The organism is Armatimonadota bacterium, from assembly GCA_018268395.1.
Taxonomy (GTDB): Bacteria; Armatimonadota; Fimbriimonadia; order Fimbriimonadales; family Fimbriimonadaceae; genus JAEURO01.
This window is the reverse complement of the sequence record JAFDWQ010000005.1, coordinates 149533-167223: the sequence shown is the minus strand read 5'-3', so window position 1 is coordinate 167223 and position 17691 is coordinate 149533. Positions and strand designations below refer to the sequence as shown.

At 64.0% G+C, this 17691-nt stretch carries 17 protein-coding genes; 5 read left to right on the top strand and 12 right to left on the bottom strand.

Features of this window, described 5'->3' with window-relative positions:
• The first annotated feature begins 24 nt into the window (after positions 1–24).
• Both JST30_10435 and tatA read left to right on the top strand, forming a co-directional pair.
• Complete coding sequence (locus JST30_10435; GenBank protein MBS1714739.1) at positions 25–762, top strand: hypothetical protein; 738 nt, start codon at positions 25–27, stop codon at positions 760–762.
• Positions 763–821: 59 nt separating this feature from the next.
• Positions 822–1085 carry a twin-arginine translocase TatA/TatE family subunit gene (gene tatA / locus JST30_10430; GenBank protein ID MBS1714738.1) on the top strand — a complete coding sequence of 88 codons (264 nt, stop codon included), beginning with the start codon at positions 822–824 and terminating at the stop codon, positions 1083–1085.
• 1 nt (position 1086) lies between these two features.
• Here the strand turns inward: tatA and JST30_10425 are convergent, their stop codons facing one another.
• The 10 genes from JST30_10425 to flgB all read right to left on the bottom strand — a co-directional run bounded on the left by JST30_10425 (position 1087) and on the right by flgB (position 8475).
• Entirely contained in the window at positions 1087–1578 is a 492-nt protein-coding gene (locus JST30_10425) for a hypothetical protein (protein MBS1714737.1), read from the bottom strand.
• A complete protein-coding gene (locus JST30_10420; GenBank protein MBS1714736.1) occupies positions 1578–2000 on the bottom strand; it encodes a lytic transglycosylase domain-containing protein in 423 nt (140 codons plus the stop codon). Before JST30_10420 ends, JST30_10425 begins: the two co-directional genes overlap by 1 nt.
• Before the next feature lie 191 nt (positions 2001–2191).
• A complete protein-coding gene (gene fliJ, locus JST30_10415) occupies positions 2192–2611 on the bottom strand; it encodes a flagellar export protein FliJ (protein ID MBS1714735.1) in 420 nt (139 codons plus the stop codon).
• A complete protein-coding gene (locus JST30_10410) occupies positions 2592–3917 on the bottom strand; it encodes a FliI/YscN family ATPase (protein ID MBS1714734.1) in 1326 nt (441 codons plus the stop codon). Before JST30_10410 ends, fliJ begins: the two co-directional genes overlap by 20 nt.
• Positions 3914–4588 (bottom strand): hypothetical protein, encoded by a 675-nt coding sequence (locus JST30_10405; protein MBS1714733.1) that lies wholly within the window; start codon positions 4586–4588, stop codon positions 3914–3916. Before JST30_10405 ends, JST30_10410 begins: the two co-directional genes overlap by 4 nt.
• The gene (gene fliG, locus JST30_10400; GenBank protein ID MBS1714732.1) at positions 4581–5540 is read right to left on the bottom strand and encodes a flagellar motor switch protein FliG; all 960 of its coding nucleotides are present in this window, start codon (positions 5538–5540) and stop codon (positions 4581–4583) included. Before fliG ends, JST30_10405 begins: the two co-directional genes overlap by 8 nt.
• 50 nt (positions 5541–5590) lie before the next feature.
• Positions 5591–7264 (bottom strand): hypothetical protein, encoded by a 1674-nt coding sequence (locus JST30_10395; protein ID MBS1714731.1) that lies wholly within the window; start codon positions 7262–7264, stop codon positions 5591–5593.
• Between the two features lie 138 nt (positions 7265–7402).
• Positions 7403–7693: a flagellar hook-basal body complex protein FliE gene (gene fliE / locus JST30_10390; GenBank protein ID MBS1714730.1), complete on the bottom strand. Its 291-nt coding sequence runs from the start codon at positions 7691–7693 to the stop codon at positions 7403–7405.
• Positions 7694–7708: 15 nt separating this feature from the next.
• The gene (gene flgC, locus JST30_10385; protein ID MBS1714729.1) at positions 7709–8098 is read right to left on the bottom strand and encodes a flagellar basal body rod protein FlgC; all 390 of its coding nucleotides are present in this window, start codon (positions 8096–8098) and stop codon (positions 7709–7711) included.
• Complete coding sequence (gene flgB / locus JST30_10380) at positions 8098–8475, bottom strand: flagellar basal body rod protein FlgB (GenBank protein ID MBS1714728.1); 378 nt, start codon at positions 8473–8475, stop codon at positions 8098–8100. The genes flgC and flgB overlap by 1 nt, the downstream gene beginning before the upstream one ends.
• Positions 8476–8552: 77 nt before the next feature.
• On the opposite strand from flgB, the gene JST30_10375 reads away from it, so the two are divergent.
• Positions 8553–11678: a PSD1 domain-containing protein gene (locus tag JST30_10375; GenBank protein MBS1714727.1), complete on the top strand. Its 3126-nt coding sequence runs from the start codon at positions 8553–8555 to the stop codon at positions 11676–11678.
• Between the two features lie 2 nt (positions 11679–11680).
• A complete protein-coding gene (locus JST30_10370; protein ID MBS1714726.1) occupies positions 11681–13138 on the top strand; it encodes a DUF1501 domain-containing protein in 1458 nt (485 codons plus the stop codon).
• On the opposite strand, the gene JST30_10365 is transcribed toward JST30_10370, so the two are convergent.
• Entirely contained in the window at positions 13135–15330 is a 2196-nt protein-coding gene (locus JST30_10365) for a CHASE3 domain-containing protein (protein MBS1714725.1), read from the bottom strand. The genes JST30_10370 and JST30_10365 overlap by 4 nt on opposite strands.
• An 89-nt stretch (positions 15331–15419) precedes the next feature.
• Between JST30_10365 and JST30_10360 the strand changes: the two genes are divergently transcribed.
• The gene (locus tag JST30_10360; protein ID MBS1714724.1) at positions 15420–16478 is read left to right on the top strand and encodes a CapA family protein; all 1059 of its coding nucleotides are present in this window, start codon (positions 15420–15422) and stop codon (positions 16476–16478) included.
• A gap of 36 nt (positions 16479–16514) precedes the next feature.
• Here the strand turns inward: JST30_10360 and JST30_10355 are convergent, their stop codons facing one another.
• Complete coding sequence (locus JST30_10355) at positions 16515–16694, bottom strand: hypothetical protein (GenBank protein MBS1714723.1); 180 nt, start codon at positions 16692–16694, stop codon at positions 16515–16517.
• Positions 16695–17691 lie beyond the last annotated feature (997 nt).

Genomic DNA, 17691 nt, shown 5'->3' with positions numbered 1-17691 from the left:
GACTCAAGTAAGATCGTACGGAACATGGCCGCCACCCCGCCCCCGTTTCAAGCGCCCGCGCCGCCACAAGCCCCTGCCACGAGTTCGGCGAACAAGGCGTGCCTGATCGCGGTCGTCATGGTGCTGTTGCTCTGCGTCGTCGCGTGCGCCGTCGGAGCGTTCTTCTTCAAGAACGTGTTCAACCAGGGCACGGCGACGTTGCGGTGCGCCGTCATGTTCAAGACCGCGCACGACGCGACCCTGGCCTATGCGAAGGAGCACGGCGGTAAGTTCCCGAAAGCCGAGACGTGGCAGGACGACATCAAGCCGTACTACGAGCGGCTTGTGGCCAAGATCGACAAAGAACTCGATTCGAAGCAGCTTCGGCAGATGATGGGGCCGCCCGCGGCCGGCGAGCCTCTCGAATGCGAGTCCGACGGGGTCAAGACCGGCATCGCTTACAACTCCGAGATCGCGGACAAGCCCGTCGCATCGTTCAAAGAGCCGACGAAGACGGTGATGTTCTTCGAGACCCAGACGACGGGCCAGAACGTCCACATGAAGTACTTCGAACAGCCGAAAGCCAAGCGGCCGAAGTTCATGGACGAACAGCGGGACTGGATCATTTTCTACATCGAAGGCTCGAAAGACCCCATGGAAACGTCCTCGTCATCGTCAAGTTCGTTCGAATTCAGTCCGGACGATGCCTTGACACCCGGCAAAGGGACGGATAAAGGCTCGTCAGGATCGACCGACAAAGGTGGAGAAGGCGCGGATCAATGACGCGAGGTCCCCAGATGGGCGACGACCTGCCCGCGAGCGACGTATAATCAGAGGTAACCATGATCGGACAATTGACTTGGATCTTGGACGCGCAGGCGTCGATCTTCGCGGGGCAAGAGTGGCTGATCGTGCTCTTGGTGATCCTGTTGCTCTTCGGCGGCGCTAAGATCCCGCAACTCGCCCGTGGAGTCGGACGTAGCGTGAGCGAGTTCCAAGAAGGCATCAAGGAAGGCAAAGACAAGATGCGTCAGAGCCTGAACGACGACGAGCCGGCCCGTCGGGACGAATCCCGCCGCGACGAACCTCGTTCCGAAGGCGCCTGAATCAGGACTCCTTCTCGTCCTTGACGATCGAAGCGACTTTCTGAAGCTCTTTGCTGAGCTTGGCGGAGCGCTTGGCGTCGACGGCCGCTAAGAGTTCCGCGACTTTCTCGGGATCCATCAAGACAAGGACTTTGGCCAGTTCGTCGTCTTTGTACGACTTCACGATCTCGACGAGTTGGGGCGTCGGGACGCCGTTCCAAAGTTGACCGACCTTCTTCGCGCCCGCCTCGGCGTCGATTTTCGGAGGCGGGGCCGCAGCGACCGCAGGTTTGTCGTCCGGCTTCGCCTTCGGCTTTTCAGGCTCCTTCTTGGGAGCTTCGTCTTTCTTGGCCGTCTCACCGTACATCGGCTTGACCTGAGGTTTCTTCGGCGTCAGACCGGGAACTTTGACGATCCCTGTCACCGCCAGTCCGACGAAGCCGCCACCGAGGACGATCACCGGCAACACGAGGAGCAAGAGCTTCTTGCCGCCCTTTTTCCCACCTTTGGCCATCAGCGTCGACCTCTAAGCGCCTCGACCTGCGCCATGACTTTGCGGACGTAGTTCTGTGTTTCGGAATAGGGCGGGATCCCACCGAACCGTTTGACCGCCCCGGGGCCGGCATTGTACGCGGCGAGCGCCAGTCTTTCGTCGCCTCCGAACTCTTTGAGCATGCTCGCAAGGTAGCGGGCGCCGCCGAGAAGGTTCTGGGCCGGATCGTACGGATCGGTCACGCCGAGTTGCCGGGCGGTCTGAGGCATGAGCTGGGTCAGGCCGATCGCGCCCGCGGTCGAGACCTCTTTCGGGTCGAAATCGCTCTCGGCTTGGACCAGGGAGCGGAGCAACAAGGGGTCGATCCCAGCTTGCCGGGCCGCCCCTTCGAGCAGACCCGAGTACTTCTCGTCCGAACGGCCCAGCGACGTCCCTCCGCTCATCGGATCGAACGGTGCGAAGCCGCCGTCGGTGTCCCACGATCCGCCTCCCGTGCCTCCTCCGATCCGGCCCGAGATCGGGGACGGGACCGGGCTGGGGCGTGGCGCCACTGGTTCCTGCCTCATCGACCGGACTTTTGCGAGCAGTTCGCTGACCCGTTGTTGAGTCGCTTCGTAGCCCTTCGGACCGATCGTCACGACGCCCTCCGCATCACGGCCCATTCGTCGAGCTCTGCTTGCTCTCGACGGTTCTCCTCCAATTGCCATTCGGCGAGGTCGGACTCGCGGAGCTTTTCCATCGCCTGTTTGTCCTGCCTGGCCTTCAGCCACTCGTTTCGCGCCTTTTCGACGTCGGATTCCAAGACACCGAGGACGGCACGGAACTCGTCGGCCTCGTCGCTCAGCCTGTTCAGGTAGCCGTCGAGGGCCAACCGGCCTTCGAGGCCGCACGTCCCCGCCGTCATGGCTTCCTGTCGCCGTCGGACCAACGCCTCGATCTCTTGCTCGCATTCGCGTTGTCGGGCCATGGCTTCGACGTGGGCGTCTTGAGCCCACTTCTCCTGTAACGTCCTATATTCGAGCAGCTTTTCGAACCTAAACCGGAACTGTGCCATTGACGATCTCCTCCATTCGGTGCCGTGTGTCGGGGAACGCGCTCGCTTCGTCGCGGTCCTGCTTCAAGAAGGCGGTCAACTGGGGCCAGACGGCGATCGCTTTGTCCGACAGCGGCTGGGACCCGGGCTTGTATGCGCCGACGCTCACGAGGTCTTCGACGTCGGCGTAGGCCGCGGCCAGCTCCCGGAAGGCGTTCGCCGTCCGGACGTGCTCAGGGGCCGTGACCATCGGCATGACCCTGCTCAGGCTTTGAAGGATGCTGATCGGCGGATAGTGGCCCCGGCTCGTCAGTTTGCGGTCGAGCACCAGGTGGCCGTCCAAGATCGACCTGGACGCGTCGGCGATCGGCTCGTTCGTATCGTCGCCGTCGACAAGGACCGTATAGAACGCTGTGATCGCACCCGTCCTTCCACATCCGGCGCGCTCCATGAGCCTCGGTAAGAGCGCGAAGACGCTGGGGGTATAGCCCTTTGTGCTGGGTGGTTCGCCGACGGCCAGGCCGACTTCCCTTTGCGCCATCGCGAACCGCGTGACCGAGTCCATCATCAACATCACGTTGAGGCCCTGGTCCCGGTAGAACTCTGCGATCGCCGTCGCGGTCAGGCTGGCTTTGATGCGGACGAGCGCAGGCTCGTCGCTGGTCGCGCAGACGACGACGCTCTTACGCTGACCTTCGTGGCCCAAATCATTGGCCAAGAACTCGCGGACCTCACGGCCGCGTTCTCCGACGAGCGCGATCACGTTGACGTCCGCGTCGCCGTGCCGGGCGATCATGCCGAGCAAGGTGCTCTTCCCGACGCCCGATCCGGCGAAGATGCCGACCCGCTGGCCGACGCCCACAGTGTTCAGACCGTCGATCGCGCGCACGCCCGTCAGGAACGGCGTCGAGATCATCTGCCTCTCCAAGGCGTTAGGCGGCGAGGCGATGTTCGGATAAGACGTCTCGCTCTCGAGCGGCCCGAGGCCGTCCATCGGTCGACCGAGTCCGTCCAAGACCCTGCCGAGCAACCCTCGTCCGACCGGGACGCGGAGACAGTCTCCGGTCGACCGGACCAGGCTGCCGCTCCGTACGCCCGTCATTTCCCCGAGCGGCATCAGGAGGACCCTCTCGCCGCGGAAGCCCACGACTTCGCAAGCGACCGGTCCGGCCTCTTTGTCCGGTTCGATGAAGCAGAGGTCCCCGATCTTTGCCGATGGGCCGTCTGATTCGACGACCAGGCCGACGACTTGGGAGACGCGACCGAGCACTTCGAACCGGGTCGTCCGTTCGACCGCCGACCGCGTCCTCTCGAACGCGACCTTCAAGCCGCCTCCCTTTCCACCCGGTCGAGGTAGCCCTCGACGGTCGCATCGATCGTCCCGCCCGTCGTTTCGATCACACACCCGGCGAGGACGGACGGATCGGCGACGACTTCAAGGCCGTCGACGTTCGCGGCCGCACCTAAGACGTCCATACGGCGCGACTCCAAGATGCTGCAGTCGACCGGGTTCAGCCGGATACGGACGGACGTTCCGTGCCGGATTTCGGCAAGGGCCTGGCGCGTGATGTCCAGCACGCTCTCCCGCGACTGTCCGAGTTCCTGCGCAATGGCCCTGCGGGCGATCTCGACGGCGAGCGTCTGCAACGACGATTCCGCGGCCGCGTACCACCCTTCCACGGCCTTCCGGACGTGTTCGACGACTCCCTCCAGGGCTTCGGAGAACTCGAGCAACCTGGCCGAATGCTCCCGCTCGAAATCGGCGCCGGCCCGTTCCGTCCCTTCGACATAGCCCTCTTCGAAACCGAGCTGGCGTCCGGCCTCCCGGCCCTCGGCAAGGCCGGACTCCCGGGCTTTGTCGAAGATCGCTTGGGCGTTCGCCTGCAAACGGGCCGAACCGCTCCGACGGCCCGAGACCAGGACGTCGTCTTCGATCGTGGACAACGTCTCGGTAAAACCGGAAGCCCCCGACCCGCCGAAGACGACCCGTCTAGACAAGGACGTCCTCCTCTCCGCGTCCGATACTGATCTCGCCGGACTCTTCGAGGCGCCGGATGATCGCGACGATCTTCTGTTGCGACTCTTCGACCGTCCGCAGCTTGACCGGGCCCATGAACTCCATGTCTTCCTTGAGCATGTTCATGGCGCGTTCGGACATGTTGCCGAACACCTTCTCCTGGACTTCCTGGCTCACGCCCTTGAGGGCCGTAGCGAGCTCTTTGACGTCGACTTCCTTGAGGATGGATTGGACGGCGCGGTCGTCGAGCTGCACGATGTCTTCGAAGACGAACATCATGTTCTTGACCGTGTCGGCCATCTCGGGGTTGTTCTCGCTCAAGGAGTCGAGGATGACGCGCTCGGTCTGGCGGTCGACGCGGTTCAGGAGGTCGACGAGCACCTTAGGGCCGCCCGCCTTGCTCATCTCTTGCGAGATGACGTTGGACATCTTCTTTTCCAGGACCGCCTCGACCCGGCGGATGACCTCGGGCGATGCCTGCTCCATGACGGCGATGCGCTCAGCGACCTCCCCACGAAGCTCTTGAGGGAGCTTGGTCAGGATCATGCCGGCCTGGTTGATCGGCATGTACGCCAGGATCAGGGCGATCGTCTGCGGGTGCTCGTCTTGGATGAAGCTCAGAAGCTGGTTCGGGTCCGTCCGTTTGAGGAACTCGAACGGGACGATCTGCATGGCGTTGACGACCTTGCGGATCATCAGGTCGGCGTTCTCTTCGCCGAACGCCTTCTCCAAGATCTTGCGGGCGTTGTCGACGCCGCCTTCGGCGATGAAGTCCTGCGCCTGGGCCATGTCGTGGAACTCCCTGACGACGTTGGACCTGATGTCGGGACTGACCTTCTCCAGCCGGGCCATCTCGAGCGAGATGGCTTCGACCTGGTCTTCGGTCAAATGCTTGAGGACCTCGGCCGCAGCCTCGGGCCCGAGGACGGCCATGATGATCGCCGCCTTTTGGCGGGTGTTCAGTTCGGCGGACGCAGCCCGTCTCAACGCCGTTCCTCCATCAGCCAACTCTTCAGTAACATCGCTACGGCCTGCGGCTTCTGGCGGGCCATCTTCTTGATCTGCTCAAGAGGGAGGTCGATGCGTTGTCGGATCGCCTCGACGTCGACGGTGTCGTCGATGTGGTCGATGCCCATCGCGCTCAGGGCTTCGGCCAGTTCCGGTTCCGTTTGGGCGAGCTGCTGTACGCTCGTGAACATCCGCTCGGGGAGGACGCCCTGGGCTGCCGATTCCATCGCCGGGACCTGTTCGCCCGCCCCGACGGCCGGCATCGGAACGTTCATCGTGCCTCCGTTCGGCAAGGCCATCGTCAAGGTCCGACCCGGGATCTTGCCGATGGCTTTGGCGACCATGAACCCGACGATCATCAACGCGACGATCGGCATCATCGAAACGATCTGCTGCATCTGTGCCTGGCCCGCTGCCGCAGCCGCGGCCTTCTTCTCGGCGGCTTGGGCCGATGTGTCGAACTCGACGGCTTGGACGGAAGCGATGAACCCGGGCTGTCCCTTCTTCGCGCCGAGATAGTCGTCCAGGACCGCCTGGATCTGGGCGGTCGGGTCCTTGTCCTTCGTCTTGTTCGCGATGACACTGACGGTCATCGAGACGAGTTCACCGGCGGCCTTCTTCGTCGACGTGTGCGTTTCGGTCGACGGGTAGTCCATACTTTTCGTACTGCTCTGGTACGCGACCTTGCCGTTCGGCCCTGTCGCCGTGGCGGGTGCACCGGGCGTGTTCGGGTCGATGCCCGTGGCTCCTCCGACCGCGCCCGAGGCGTTCGCATCGTTGAGCGTTTCCGTAGATTCGCCCGTGACCTTCTTGTCCCCAAGGAGCCGTTCGGTCTTGTCCTGGCTCACCGCGTCCATGTTGAGTTCGAGCTGCACCATCGCGACGGTGTTGCCAGGACCGAACGCGACGTCGAGCCGGCGTTGGAGATCGGCTTCGCGGTGCTTGGCTTCTGCGGTCTCGGTCTCGAGCTTCTTGTTAGCGAGGCCTTCCGTGGAGTTCTGTTCTTGTCCGTCGTAGACGAGCCTGCCGGCCGAATTGATGACGCTGACGCCTTCCGGCCCCAGCCCGGGTACCGAGTTCTGGATGAGCCGTGCGATGGCCTTGGCCTGCTCCGGTCTCACCGCGCCGCGCCCGGACTCCTTGATGTTCACGACGGCGGTCGGGGCGACCTTTTCGTCCATGAACTCGCTGTCCTTCCCAAAGTTGATGTGGACGATCGCCGATTCGATGCCTTCGAGGGTCATGATCGATCGGGCGAGTTCGCTCTCCTTGCCCGCTTTGATCCGCTCGCGTTCTTGGGCCGGTGTCCCGAGCCAGTTCATGTTGTCGAGCCAGGCTGAGCCCTTGTCCCCGCTCGAGGGCATCTTTCCTGCCGTCGCGAGGACCATCGGGACTTCGTCGACGCGGGTGCTCGGGACGAGGACCGCGCCCGAAGGCCCGATCTCGACGGGGATGCCGCGCTTCCGGAGCTCCTCGACGACCATGCCCTGGTCGGCGGGGTTCAGGCCGGCATAGACGGGCTGCATCTTCGGCTTGCTCGCGAAGTAGCCCGTCATTCCCAGCAATGCGAGGAGGAACAACGATCCGAAGACGCTGACCAACTTCTGCGTACGGTCAGCGCCTTGCCACCAGTCCTTAATACGATTCAACAATGCGCCCATGGCGGTTCAAACCGAACACGGGTCGCCAGGGAGACGGACTCACGAAAGGCCATTGAGTGCTGACGGCACCAAGAGGGCGGTACGTCGCAGACTCTCGATACCGTTCGCGTTCTCAGACCTCTACGGTCACACGTTCATCCTGCTGATCTCTTGATAGGCCTCGAGCAGCTTGTTCCGGACCTGTAAGGTCAGGTTCATGGCCGTCGAAGCTTGTTGCATAGCGATCATCAGGTTCGCGGTCTCCACCGGTCGACCCGCCATCAGGTCGTTCTGAAGCGCCTCAGATTTCTGCTGCACTTCGTTCACGTCCTTAATGGCGTCCATCAACATCTGGCCGAAGTCGTCGCCCGACGCCTTCTGACCGTTCAGTGGGTTCGCTATGCTCTTTGCCGCGCTCGCGGCGCCGTCGATCCTCATGTCCGTTCCCTACTCTTAGACCTTGCCGATGCTCAAAGCGGCTTTTTCCATGCCCTTGGCACTGTTGAAGGCTGCAATGTTCGCCTCATAGGCGCGGGTCGCGGACATCATGTCGACCATCTCTTTCAGTGGGTCGACGTTGCTGTACGTCACCATATCGTCCGCGTCGGCGGCCGGGTTGCCCGGTTCGTAGACACGGCGGAACGCGCTCGCGTCCTCCCCGATCTTCGTGACTTCGACACCGTCCTCGGTCGTCGTCAACTCGACGACGCGCCTTCGGTACGGGTCTTGGCCGTTGGTCTTGACGCTGTTCGCGTTGGCGATGTTGGACGCGATCACGTCCATGCGGAAGCGCTCGGCCGTCATCCCCCTAGAGCTCGAGCGGAGTGCGGAATTGATGTTCATCATCTACCTTCCCGGATCACGTTCCGAAGCCCGCTGAAGTAGTTCCCCGTGATCTCGGTCAAGAGTTCGTAGCGCAGTTCGGACTCGCCGATGCCGGCGACTTCCTTTTCCAAGTCGACGCCGTTACCGTCGATACGGACTTCCCCGCCGGCCGTCGACGGCCGGGCCCCGAGCTTCGCCCTCACCCGTTCCAGTCCGCCTTGAGCGTCCGTGGCCTTTTCGAGTTCGATGCCGAAATCGACGTCCTTTCGGCGGTACCCGGGGACGTTGACGTTCGCCAGGTTCTCCGTCAAGAGGGCGTGCCGCTGGGCCGTGCGGCCGAGCGCACGCTCCAGGTTCCTGCTTTTTGGGCCGAAAAGGCCGTCCAATGGTCGCACGGTCAATGTCTCCTTGCCGCGCCTCCGTTCGCACCGTCCGACGTCCGGTCCTTGGACGCCGAGGCCTGTGAGGGCCCGTGTGTATCATCGGTGCGGGCCGGTCGTTCTTACAGGGTTCCCGGGCACAATCGGCCCGAGTTTTTGCGGGTCGACCGTTCGGTCGACGGTTCGGCTCCCGTATCGCGGACAGCAGGCTCGGCAGGTATCGTCGTGTTCTGAGTTCCGCACACCCGACCGCGACGGCACTTGTCCGGGCGGCCGCCGCCGGCGTCTTCCTGGCAGGCCTCCTCCTGCGCGGCGCGGCCGAGCCCCCCGGTCCGCCCAGCGACGGGCCAGACTTCGGCCGGGACGTCCAGCCCGTCCTCAAAGCGCACTGCGTCTCGTGCCATTCGAGCGACGGGCCATCGGGAGGGCTCGACCTTGGGAGCTTTGAACGCTTGATGAAAGGTGGCGACAGCGGCCCGGCCGTCAAGCCCGGCAAGCCTTCCGAAAGCCTCCTCGTCCAACGGATCCTCGGTCAAGGCGGCATGGAGCGCATGCCCATGGGTTTCGCCCCCCTCAGCGACGAGAAGGTCCGAGCGGTCGTCGAGTGGATCGCGGCGGGCGCGAAGGCTCCGAGCGGGGCCTCCACCAAACCCTGGTCGTACGTCGCCCCCGTCCGGCCACCGGTCCCCCTGACGCGGAACAGGGCATGGGTCCGTAATCCGGTCGACGCGTTCGTCCTGGACCGTCTGGAGCGAGAGGGTCTTAGCCCCTCTCCGCAAGCCGAGAAGACGACGTTGATCCGCCGCCTGACGCTCGACCTGACGGGCCTTCCGCCGACGTTGACGGAGGTCGACGCGTTCCTCGCCGATCCGTCGGACAGGGCTTACGAGACAGTCGTCGACCGGCTCCTGAAGAGCCCCCGTTACGGTGAGCGCATGGCCCTCCCATGGCTCGACGCGGCCCGCTATGCCGACAGCAACGGGTTCCAGCAGGACGGCGACACCTTCCAGTACGTTTGGCGCGACTGGGTGGTCCAGGCCTACAACGACGACATGCCGTTCGACAGGTTCGCTATGGAACAGATCGCCGGCGACCTCTTCCCCAAGCCGACGGTCGGCCAACGGGTCGCCACCGCCTTCAACCGGAACCACATGTTGAACGGCGAGGGCGGCGCGATCCCGGAAGAACAGCGGAACGTCGTCCTCTTCGACCGGGTGGACGTGACGTCGACGACGTTCCTCGGTTTGACCATGGCCTGTGCCCGGTGCCACGACCACAAGTACGACCCGGTCAGTCAGAAGGACTTCTATCGGCTGATGGCGTACTTCAACAACGTCCCGGAAACGGGTGTCCCGGCGGGATCGGGCCAGTACCGGATCGCCGATCCTTGGATCTACGCCGGTGACGCGGCACAATTGAAGACGTTGCAGGACGCCGAGGCGGCCGCGACCAAGGCCGCCGACGCGCTGAAAGCCGTGCAGTCGGATCCCTCGCTTGACCGAGCGTTCGACGCCTGGCTCGACCGGACGGCCCGCGACGAGCGGAAGGCCAAGACTCGACCGCTCGTCCCTGGCGCCTGGATCGATCTTGGCCGTTTCAAAGCCGACTCGTTCGATCAAGCTTACGACCGCGCTTTCAGCCCAGAGACCGACGCTTCCCTCCAAGGGACGGAACGGTCGGACGTTATCGACGGCACCGTCCACCCTCTCGAAGGCGAGAACACCGCGTTCTACTTCCGCCGTCGGTTCGATTCGCCCGACGCTCGGAAGGTCTTGCTATCGTTCGGAAGCGACGACGCGGTGAAGGCCTGGTGGAACGGTCGGCCTGTCGTGGCCGTCAAGACCACCCGTGGCGCGGCCCCTGACCAAGAGCGCGCCATTGTAGACGTAAGAAGAGGACGTAACGACCTCCTTCTCAAGATCTTGAACGGAGGAGGCATCGGCGGTTTCGTGTTCCAAGCCCATCGGACTTCCGCACCGGACAGCATCGCCGGATCCCTGGCCGAGGGCCGAGACGTTCAACGGAGGAAGCAGGCCCGGGAGACGTTCCTGACCCTCGAACCGCCGCCCAGGCTGCGCGCGGCCAAGGCCCTGGCTGAATCGGCAGCGGCGCGGCTCGAAGCCGTCCGATCGGCGACGCCCCGTGTGATGGTGATGTCCGACGCGATGCCGCGAGAGACCCACGTCTACTCGCGAGGGAACTACGAGTCGCCTCTCGAGGCCGTGACCTGCGGGACGCCGGACGCCCTGCCTCGATCTTCTGCCGACTTACCGGCGAACCGGCTCGGCCTCGCTCGCTGGATCGTCAGCGCCGAAAACCCCTTGACGGCGCGTGTCCAAGTGAATCGGATCTGGCAGACGTTCTTCGGTGCGGGGCTCGTCAAGACGTCGGAGAACTTCGGGGTCCAAGGTGAGCCGCCTAGCCATCCCGAGTTGCTGGACTGGCTCGCGGTCGAGTTCCGCGAATCGGGCTGGAGCGTGAAGAAACTGGTGCGGACGATCGTGACGAGCGCGACGTACCGCCAGTCGTCGCGCCAGACTCCCGAGCTGCTAGCGAAGGACCCGTCCAACCGCTTGTTGGCGCGGGGTGCCCGGTTCCGCCTGCCGTCGTTCTTCATCCGCGACACCGCTCTGGCCGCCAGCGGCCTCCTCGACCTGAGGACCGGCGGCAAGCCCGTCTATCCCTACCAGCCGAAAGACATTTGGGACGGGCTCGCGATCACGAAAGAGCGCGATTTCACGTATCCGCAATCGCACGGCCGCGACCTCTATCGGCGCAGCCTTTACACCTTTTGGCGAAGGACAGCCGCCCCTGGGAACATGTTCGACGCCTCGTCGCGCCAGGCGTGCACGGTCCGGAACACCGTGACGTCGACTCCGATGCACGCCTTGACGACTTTGAACGACGTCACGTGGGTCGAAGCGGGCCGCGTGCTCGCCGAACGGGTGATGAAAGCCTCAAAGTCGCCCCGCCAGCGGCTCGCCGACGCGTTCCGGAGGGTTTGCTCACGGATCCCGAGGTCGGACGAACTGGACGTCCTGGAGCGCGGGCTGACACGTTCGCAAGAGCGCTTTCGGGCGCATCCCGACGAGGCGGTCGCATACTTGTCACAGGGAGATTCGCCTCGCGACCCGAAGCTCGATCCCATCGAGGCCGCCGCTTATGCGTCCGTCTGCCACGCCGTTTTCAACCTCGACGAAGCCCTGACCCGGGAGTGACCATGAACCTGCGATTCGAACGCGACCTCCGCCTGACCCGTCGGCAGTTCTTCGGGAAGACCGCGACGGGTCTCGGTTCGCTCGCCTTGACCGCGATGTTGTCCGAACAGGCCTTCGCCCAGGACGGTGGGCGGCACGGTGGACGACCTGGCGTCCCACACTTTCCGGCAAAGGCCAAACGCGTCATCGTCCTTTGGCAAGGCGGCGCGCCCTCCCAGGTCGACCTGTTCGACTACAAGCCGGGCCTGGAACGCCACCGGCTCGAAGAGTTGCCCGAGTCCGTACGCGCCGGCAAACGCCTCTCGACGATGACGAGCGGACAAAAGCAGTTCCCGGTCCTCCCGGCGATCGAGCCGTTCCAGCAATATGGCCGATCGGGCACGTGGCTCAGCTCGCTGCTCCCGAACATCGGTTCGATAGCCGACGACCTCTGTCTCGTCCGATCGATGCACACCGAAGCCGTGAACCACGCCCCCGGAGTCACGTTGTTCTTGACGGGAAGCCAAATTCCCGGCAGACCCAGTTTCGGCGCCTGGGCGTCCTATGGGCTAGGCACGATGACGGACGACCTGCCTTCGTTCATCGTCATGACCTCGTCCGACCAGGACAAGACGTGCGGCCAGTTGTTCTACGACTACTACTGGGGGAGCGGCTTCATCCCGTCCCAATACCAGGGAGTGCGCTTCCGGAGCGAAGGGCAGCCCGTCCTCTACCTCTCCAACCCGCCGGGGATGTCGCCCGAGCTCCGTCGCGGGCTCTTGGACGACATCGGTGAGCTCGACCGGAAACGGCACGAGGACTTTGGCGACCCCGAGACCGAGGCCCGGATCGCCCAGTACGAAATGGCGTTCCGCATGCAGACCAGCGTCCCCGAACTTCTCGACATCAGCAAGGAACCCGCGTCGGTGCTCGAAGCCTATGGGCCCGACGTCCATCGTCCTGGCTCCTATGCGCGCAACTGCCTCCTTGCCCGGCGGCTCGTGGAGCGCGGCGTCCGGTTCGTCCAACTGATGCATTCGGGTTGGGACCAGCACCAGAACCTGGCGACGCAGCTCGCCGTCCAGTGCCGCGACACCGACCGACCTTCGGCCGCCCTTGTCAAAGACCTCAAGGAAAGAGGCCTGCTCGAGGACACGATCGTCCTGTGGTGCGGAGAGTTCGGGCGGACCGTCTTCGTGCAAGGCGACATCAACCGCAAAGACGCCCATGGTCGCGACCACTTCGGTGACGCCTACAGCCTTTGGATCGCAGGCGGCGGGTTCAAGGGCGGCACCGTATACGGCGAGACCGACGATTTCTGTTACAGCGTCACCAAAGATCCCGTCCACGTCCACGACCTTCAAGCGACACTCCTGCATCAACTCGGGATCGACCACAAACGTCTGACCTACCGCTACCAGGGTCGGGACTTCCGGTTGACCGACGTCCATGGGGAGGTCGTTGAGGGTCTGGTCCGCTAGTCGGCTTCCCCGCTCCCCAACCGCACGACGGTCTTGAGGAGCCTAGTGAAGTCCACCGGCTTTGTGAGGTGCTCGTCAAACCCGGCCTCTCGGCACCGACGGACGTCTTCGTCCATACCGTAGCCTGTCAGGGCCACGGCCCGGAGCGTCCCCTGTCCCGCTTCAGACGACCGGATTCTGGCCAGAAGGTCGTATCCGGTCCCGTCGGGAAGGCCGACGTCGCTGATCATGACGTCGAAAGGACCAGACCCTTCGACCATGGTGATCGCCCCGGCGACGTCGTGAGCGACGCTGATCCGGTACCCGCTCTCCTCGAAGAGTCTGGCGACGATCGTTGCGGTGTCGACGTGGTCTTCGACGAGGAGGACACGCAAGGGCTTGACCTCCGTCGCGGAATCGACGACGCCGCCGGGGGCGTGTTCGAAAGTCGTCGCCGATCGGACCGGAAAGACGACCTTGATCTTCGACCCCTTGCCTGGACCGTCGCTCGATCCGAAGATCTCGCCTCCGTGTGCCAGGACGAGTCCCTTCGAGATCGAGAGTCCGAGACCGAGGCCACCGAACCGGCTTGCTCCTGCACCTTGTTGGAACGGCTCGAACAGGTTGTCGAGCGTCTCGACGTCCATGCCGAAACCGTCGTCGCTGACCGTGATCTCGATCTGGCCCCCGTCCAAGTCCCGCGTCTCGATGCGGACTTCGGCGCCGGGCTCGCTGAACTTGACGGCGTTCCGGACGATGTTCCAGAACACTTGGTGCAGGCGGGCCTGGTCCCCTTGCACGGAGGTCGACCGGGCCAGCAGCGCCGGACGTAAAGCGACGCCCCGCTGCTCGGCTTCCGTGGTGCACAGTTCAAGCGTCCACGTCAAGACTTGGTGGAGATCGGTCGGCTCGAAGGCGATCGAAAGCTTGCCTTGGATGATTTTGGAAAGGTCGAGCAAGTCGTCGATGAGGCGGGATTCGAGGTCGAGGCTCCGCCGGATCAGGTCGACGTCGCCGCGGCGAGACTCTGGGAACGTCGGATCGGACTGCCACGAGGACAGAAGCGCTATGACCGGTGTCAAAGGCGTCCGCAACTCGTGCGACAAGGAGGCGATGAAGCGGTCTTTCGCAAGGCTCGCGATGTCCGCGTGGTCCTTCGCCGCCTTGAGCTCCTTCTGCGCGCGTTTGTGCTCGCTGAAGTCCCGGAACACGAGGACGACGCCGTGGAACACGTCGTCGGCGTCTTTGATCGGTGCCCCACTGTCGTCGATCGGGAGTTCAGACTTGTCTTTCTTGATGAGGACGGTGTGGTTAGCCAGACCGACGACGACGCCTGACCGGATGACTTTGTCGACCGGGCTTTCGACGGGCAGCCTGGTTTCCTCATTGACGATGTCGAAGACTTCCGCGCACGGTCGCCCGACGGCTTCCTGTCCCCATCCCGTCAAGTCGTTCGCGACGGCGTTCAGGAACGTCACGCGGCCAGCGGTATCGGTCACGATGACTCCGTCGCCGATGCTCGCCAAGGTGACTTCGAGCAGGTTCTTCTGGAGGACCGTTTCCTTCGCCGCCTCATACCGCCGTGCCGTTTCACGGCCGATCCGACGGTAGGCCGAAGCGAGCGCCACGAGGCTCAAGGCCGTCACGACCCCGAACGCTACGGTACGGAAGACGGTGAGCCGGGCCAGGTCGACGGCGTTCTTGTCCATCAACCGTTGTTGCTGCGCCTGCAGGGTCTGCACGACGGCCCGGATCTCGTCCATGAGAGCCTTGCCCTTTCCGGACTGGACCCTCCGGACGGCGGCGTCCCGACCCTCGCGGTCATGGGTTTCGACGGTGTCGAGGAGCTCGGCGCGCTTGGCCGAAATCAATCCGGTCAACTTGTCCACGTCCGCGGCCGGTACGCCCGTCTTTTCGGCCGTCGCCTTAAAGTCCTCGATACTGGCCGCGAGAGCGGACGACGCCTCGCGATAAGGCTGCAGATAGCCGGCCTCACCCGTGATCAGATACCCGCGCTGTCCCGTTTCCATGTCCCTCATCCGCGAGAGGACGACCTCCAACAACCGGGACGTGCGGGAGTGGGCGGTCCCCTCTTCAGCCGATGCAAGGGCGAGACCGCCAGCCAAGAACACGGCGATGAAGCAGACGACAAGGAGGGCGGCGACGGCGGCGAAAACGGATCTCAGGCTCGACTTCGGGTCGGTCGGTTCCATCGGCGGGCGTTCCCCGAGTTGTACCTTGATCTCAAAGTGCAGAATGCCTTTTGGGCGGCGTCGGGGGCCGTCGGTCCGTCTGACTCAACGTGCTGCTTTCTTTGGCGCTTTCGGGTCAGACCTGGACGATGGTCGTCGGAGGCGACGTCATGCTCAACGCCGTCGTTCCCTCTTCAGCCGTCTTCACGGGCGTCGCCCCATGGTTCCGCCAGGCCGACCTCGCGACCGCCAACCTCGAGATCCCGCTGACGGACTCCCGGACGCCGACGGCTCGGAAGTCGGCGGCAGAACTCAAGGCCAAGACCCAGTTCGTCCTCAAGGCCGATCCGCGCCACGCGCCGCACTTGGCGGCGGCTGGGTTCGACCTCGTGTCGCTGGGCAACAACCATGCGATGGACTACGGCCCTCGTGGGTTGGCCCAGATGACCGCCGCCCTCGACCGTCAGAAGATCGCCTGGTGCGGAGCGGGCAAGGATGCCGCCCAGGCCGTGGAACACCGCGTCGTCAAGCTCAAGAACGGCCTCAAGGTCGCCTTCTTGTCGTTCCACGCGTTCCAGACTCCGGGCGCCCTTTGGAAGTGCACTCCGGCGACGGCTTCGTCCCCGGGCGTCGCCACGCTGGCCGGACTGCCGGTAGCGCTCGACCCCGTGGGCAAGGGTCGGAAGGGCGCGGCCCGTCCAACCGAAGCGCAGGCGCTCTCGCGGAGACTGAAAGCGGCCGTGTCGTCTGCGCGCAAGGAGGCGGACGTCGTCGTGGTCTGGTCGCACTGGGGGACCGAGCGCAAGACTGTTCCCAACGCTTATCAGGTCCAACTCGGCCGCAAGTGGATCGAGGCAGGAGCCGACTGCGTACTTGGCGCACATCCCCACGTGCTCCAAGGGGCCGAGCTCTACGCCGGGCGTCCGGTCTTTTATTCGCTCGGAAACCTCGTGTCGCCATTGGGCGGATCGACCGGGATATTCCGGTTGACTTTCGAAGGTCGCACGTTCCAGAAGGCCGAAATGCTGCCGTGCGCGATCAGCGGCGGGGCGGTGAAGCCTGTGGCCGCGTCTCGGCGTGCGTCGGGGATCAAGGCGTTCCGAGGGCTTTGTGACACCGTGGTCAGGCGGTTCCGGAACTCGAAGTCGGCGGCCCTGACCGTCGAATGAACAAGACCCCGCACACTCCGATCACCGAGAGGCGGCCTAACGGTTCGTCCCGCCGGATCTCTGGGACGACAAGCGGACGATGACATTGACGAGCGATCCGGACAAGATCACACCGAACCCTGCAGCCGGCCCGAAGACCTTTCCCACGGTCAATGCCGCAGCAAAGGTCGCGACCACGAGCCAAAACTCGAACCTCGACATGGGTGTCAGCGGCACGACTGCATTCTATCATGCCGTTCCCGTGCTATCTCGATCGACCCGCTGGTCACTCGGGCTATCGTTGGGGATCGGTCTTAAGCGCTCTCTAGCAGCGTGGTTTGGCGGTTCCGGAACGCGAAGTCGGCGGCACTGACCGTCGAATGTACGCGACCCCCTCCGTCTCCCGGCACGGACATCCGGGATCCACCTCCCCCGTTAGGCGCACGAACCATCGCCGATCAGGGGAGGACCCTGTGGACGCAAGTCAGTAATCACATCGGAAGCGGTACGGCGGCGTGCTCAAGGCTCTGTTGCCGGAAGCACGAGGTAATCGGCACAGGTCCTCCCCTGATTCCGCGATGATCGTGCGCAGCATCGGGGGAGGTGGACCGCTCCGGCGGGACGGAGGGGGTAACAGCCCTTCCCAGTAGGTCAAGACGTGGCTGAAGCACGCGGGCTATCTTTCGGGATCAGTCTTAGGCGCAAAGACGATGAAGAAAAGACTGCCGAGGCAGCCTAAGAGCGCTACCGTCGACACGGCGAATCGAACGTGGAGTACGCCCTAAGCAGCGGTCGCCAGCACGGCCGCCACGACCCACACACTCAGGAGCATCCGCCTCGCTCTCTGCCACCGCTGGTAGGCCGTCACGATTTGAGATTACACGATGGCTAGCCTCGCTTCTTCTGAGACAGAAGTCAGGATGAGCACTCAAGACTCCCGCTCTCGAGACCAATGTGCAAGAGTCATAGTGCCCTTCCCCGATAGGCGCACGAACCATCGCCGATCAGGGGAGGAACCAGGTGGCCGGACGCCCTGTCCAACCGCGTGGGCTATCAAGGCCCCAATGTCGGGATTGCGGGTCCTCCCCTGATTCCGCGATGATCGTGCGCGGCATCGGGGGAGGTGGACCGCTCCGGCGGGACGGAGGGGGCGCTTATGAAGAGAAAAGCACCGCTCGTCCCCTCGACCGACTTCCCCTCTGCCTACCGCCGCACCAAGACGGCCAACTACAAT

Coding starts and splice junctions, on each gene's coding strand:
- JST30_10435 (MBS1714739.1), top strand. CDS start 25: ATGGCCGCCACCCCGCCCCCGTTTCAAGCGCCCGCGCCGCCACAAGCC.
- tatA (MBS1714738.1), top strand. CDS start 822: ATGATCGGACAATTGACTTGGATCTTGGACGCGCAGGCGTCGATCTTC.
- JST30_10425 (MBS1714737.1), bottom strand. CDS start 1,578: ATGGCCAAAGGTGGGAAAAAGGGCGGCAAGAAGCTCTTGCTCCTCGTG.
- JST30_10420 (MBS1714736.1), bottom strand. CDS start 2,000: ATGAGCGGAGGGACGTCGCTGGGCCGTTCGGACGAGAAGTACTCGGGT.
- fliJ (MBS1714735.1), bottom strand. CDS start 2,611: ATGGCACAGTTCCGGTTTAGGTTCGAAAAGCTGCTCGAATATAGGACG.
- fliG (MBS1714732.1), bottom strand. CDS start 5,540: ATGGCCGTCCTCGGGCCCGAGGCTGCGGCCGAGGTCCTCAAGCATTTG.
- fliE (MBS1714730.1), bottom strand. CDS start 7,693: ATGAGGATCGACGGCGCCGCGAGCGCGGCAAAGAGCATAGCGAACCCA.
- flgC (MBS1714729.1), bottom strand. CDS start 8,098: ATGAACATCAATTCCGCACTCCGCTCGAGCTCTAGGGGGATGACGGCC.
- JST30_10370 (MBS1714726.1), top strand. CDS start 11,681: ATGAACCTGCGATTCGAACGCGACCTCCGCCTGACCCGTCGGCAGTTC.
- JST30_10365 (MBS1714725.1), bottom strand. CDS start 15,330: ATGGAACCGACCGACCCGAAGTCGAGCCTGAGATCCGTTTTCGCCGCC.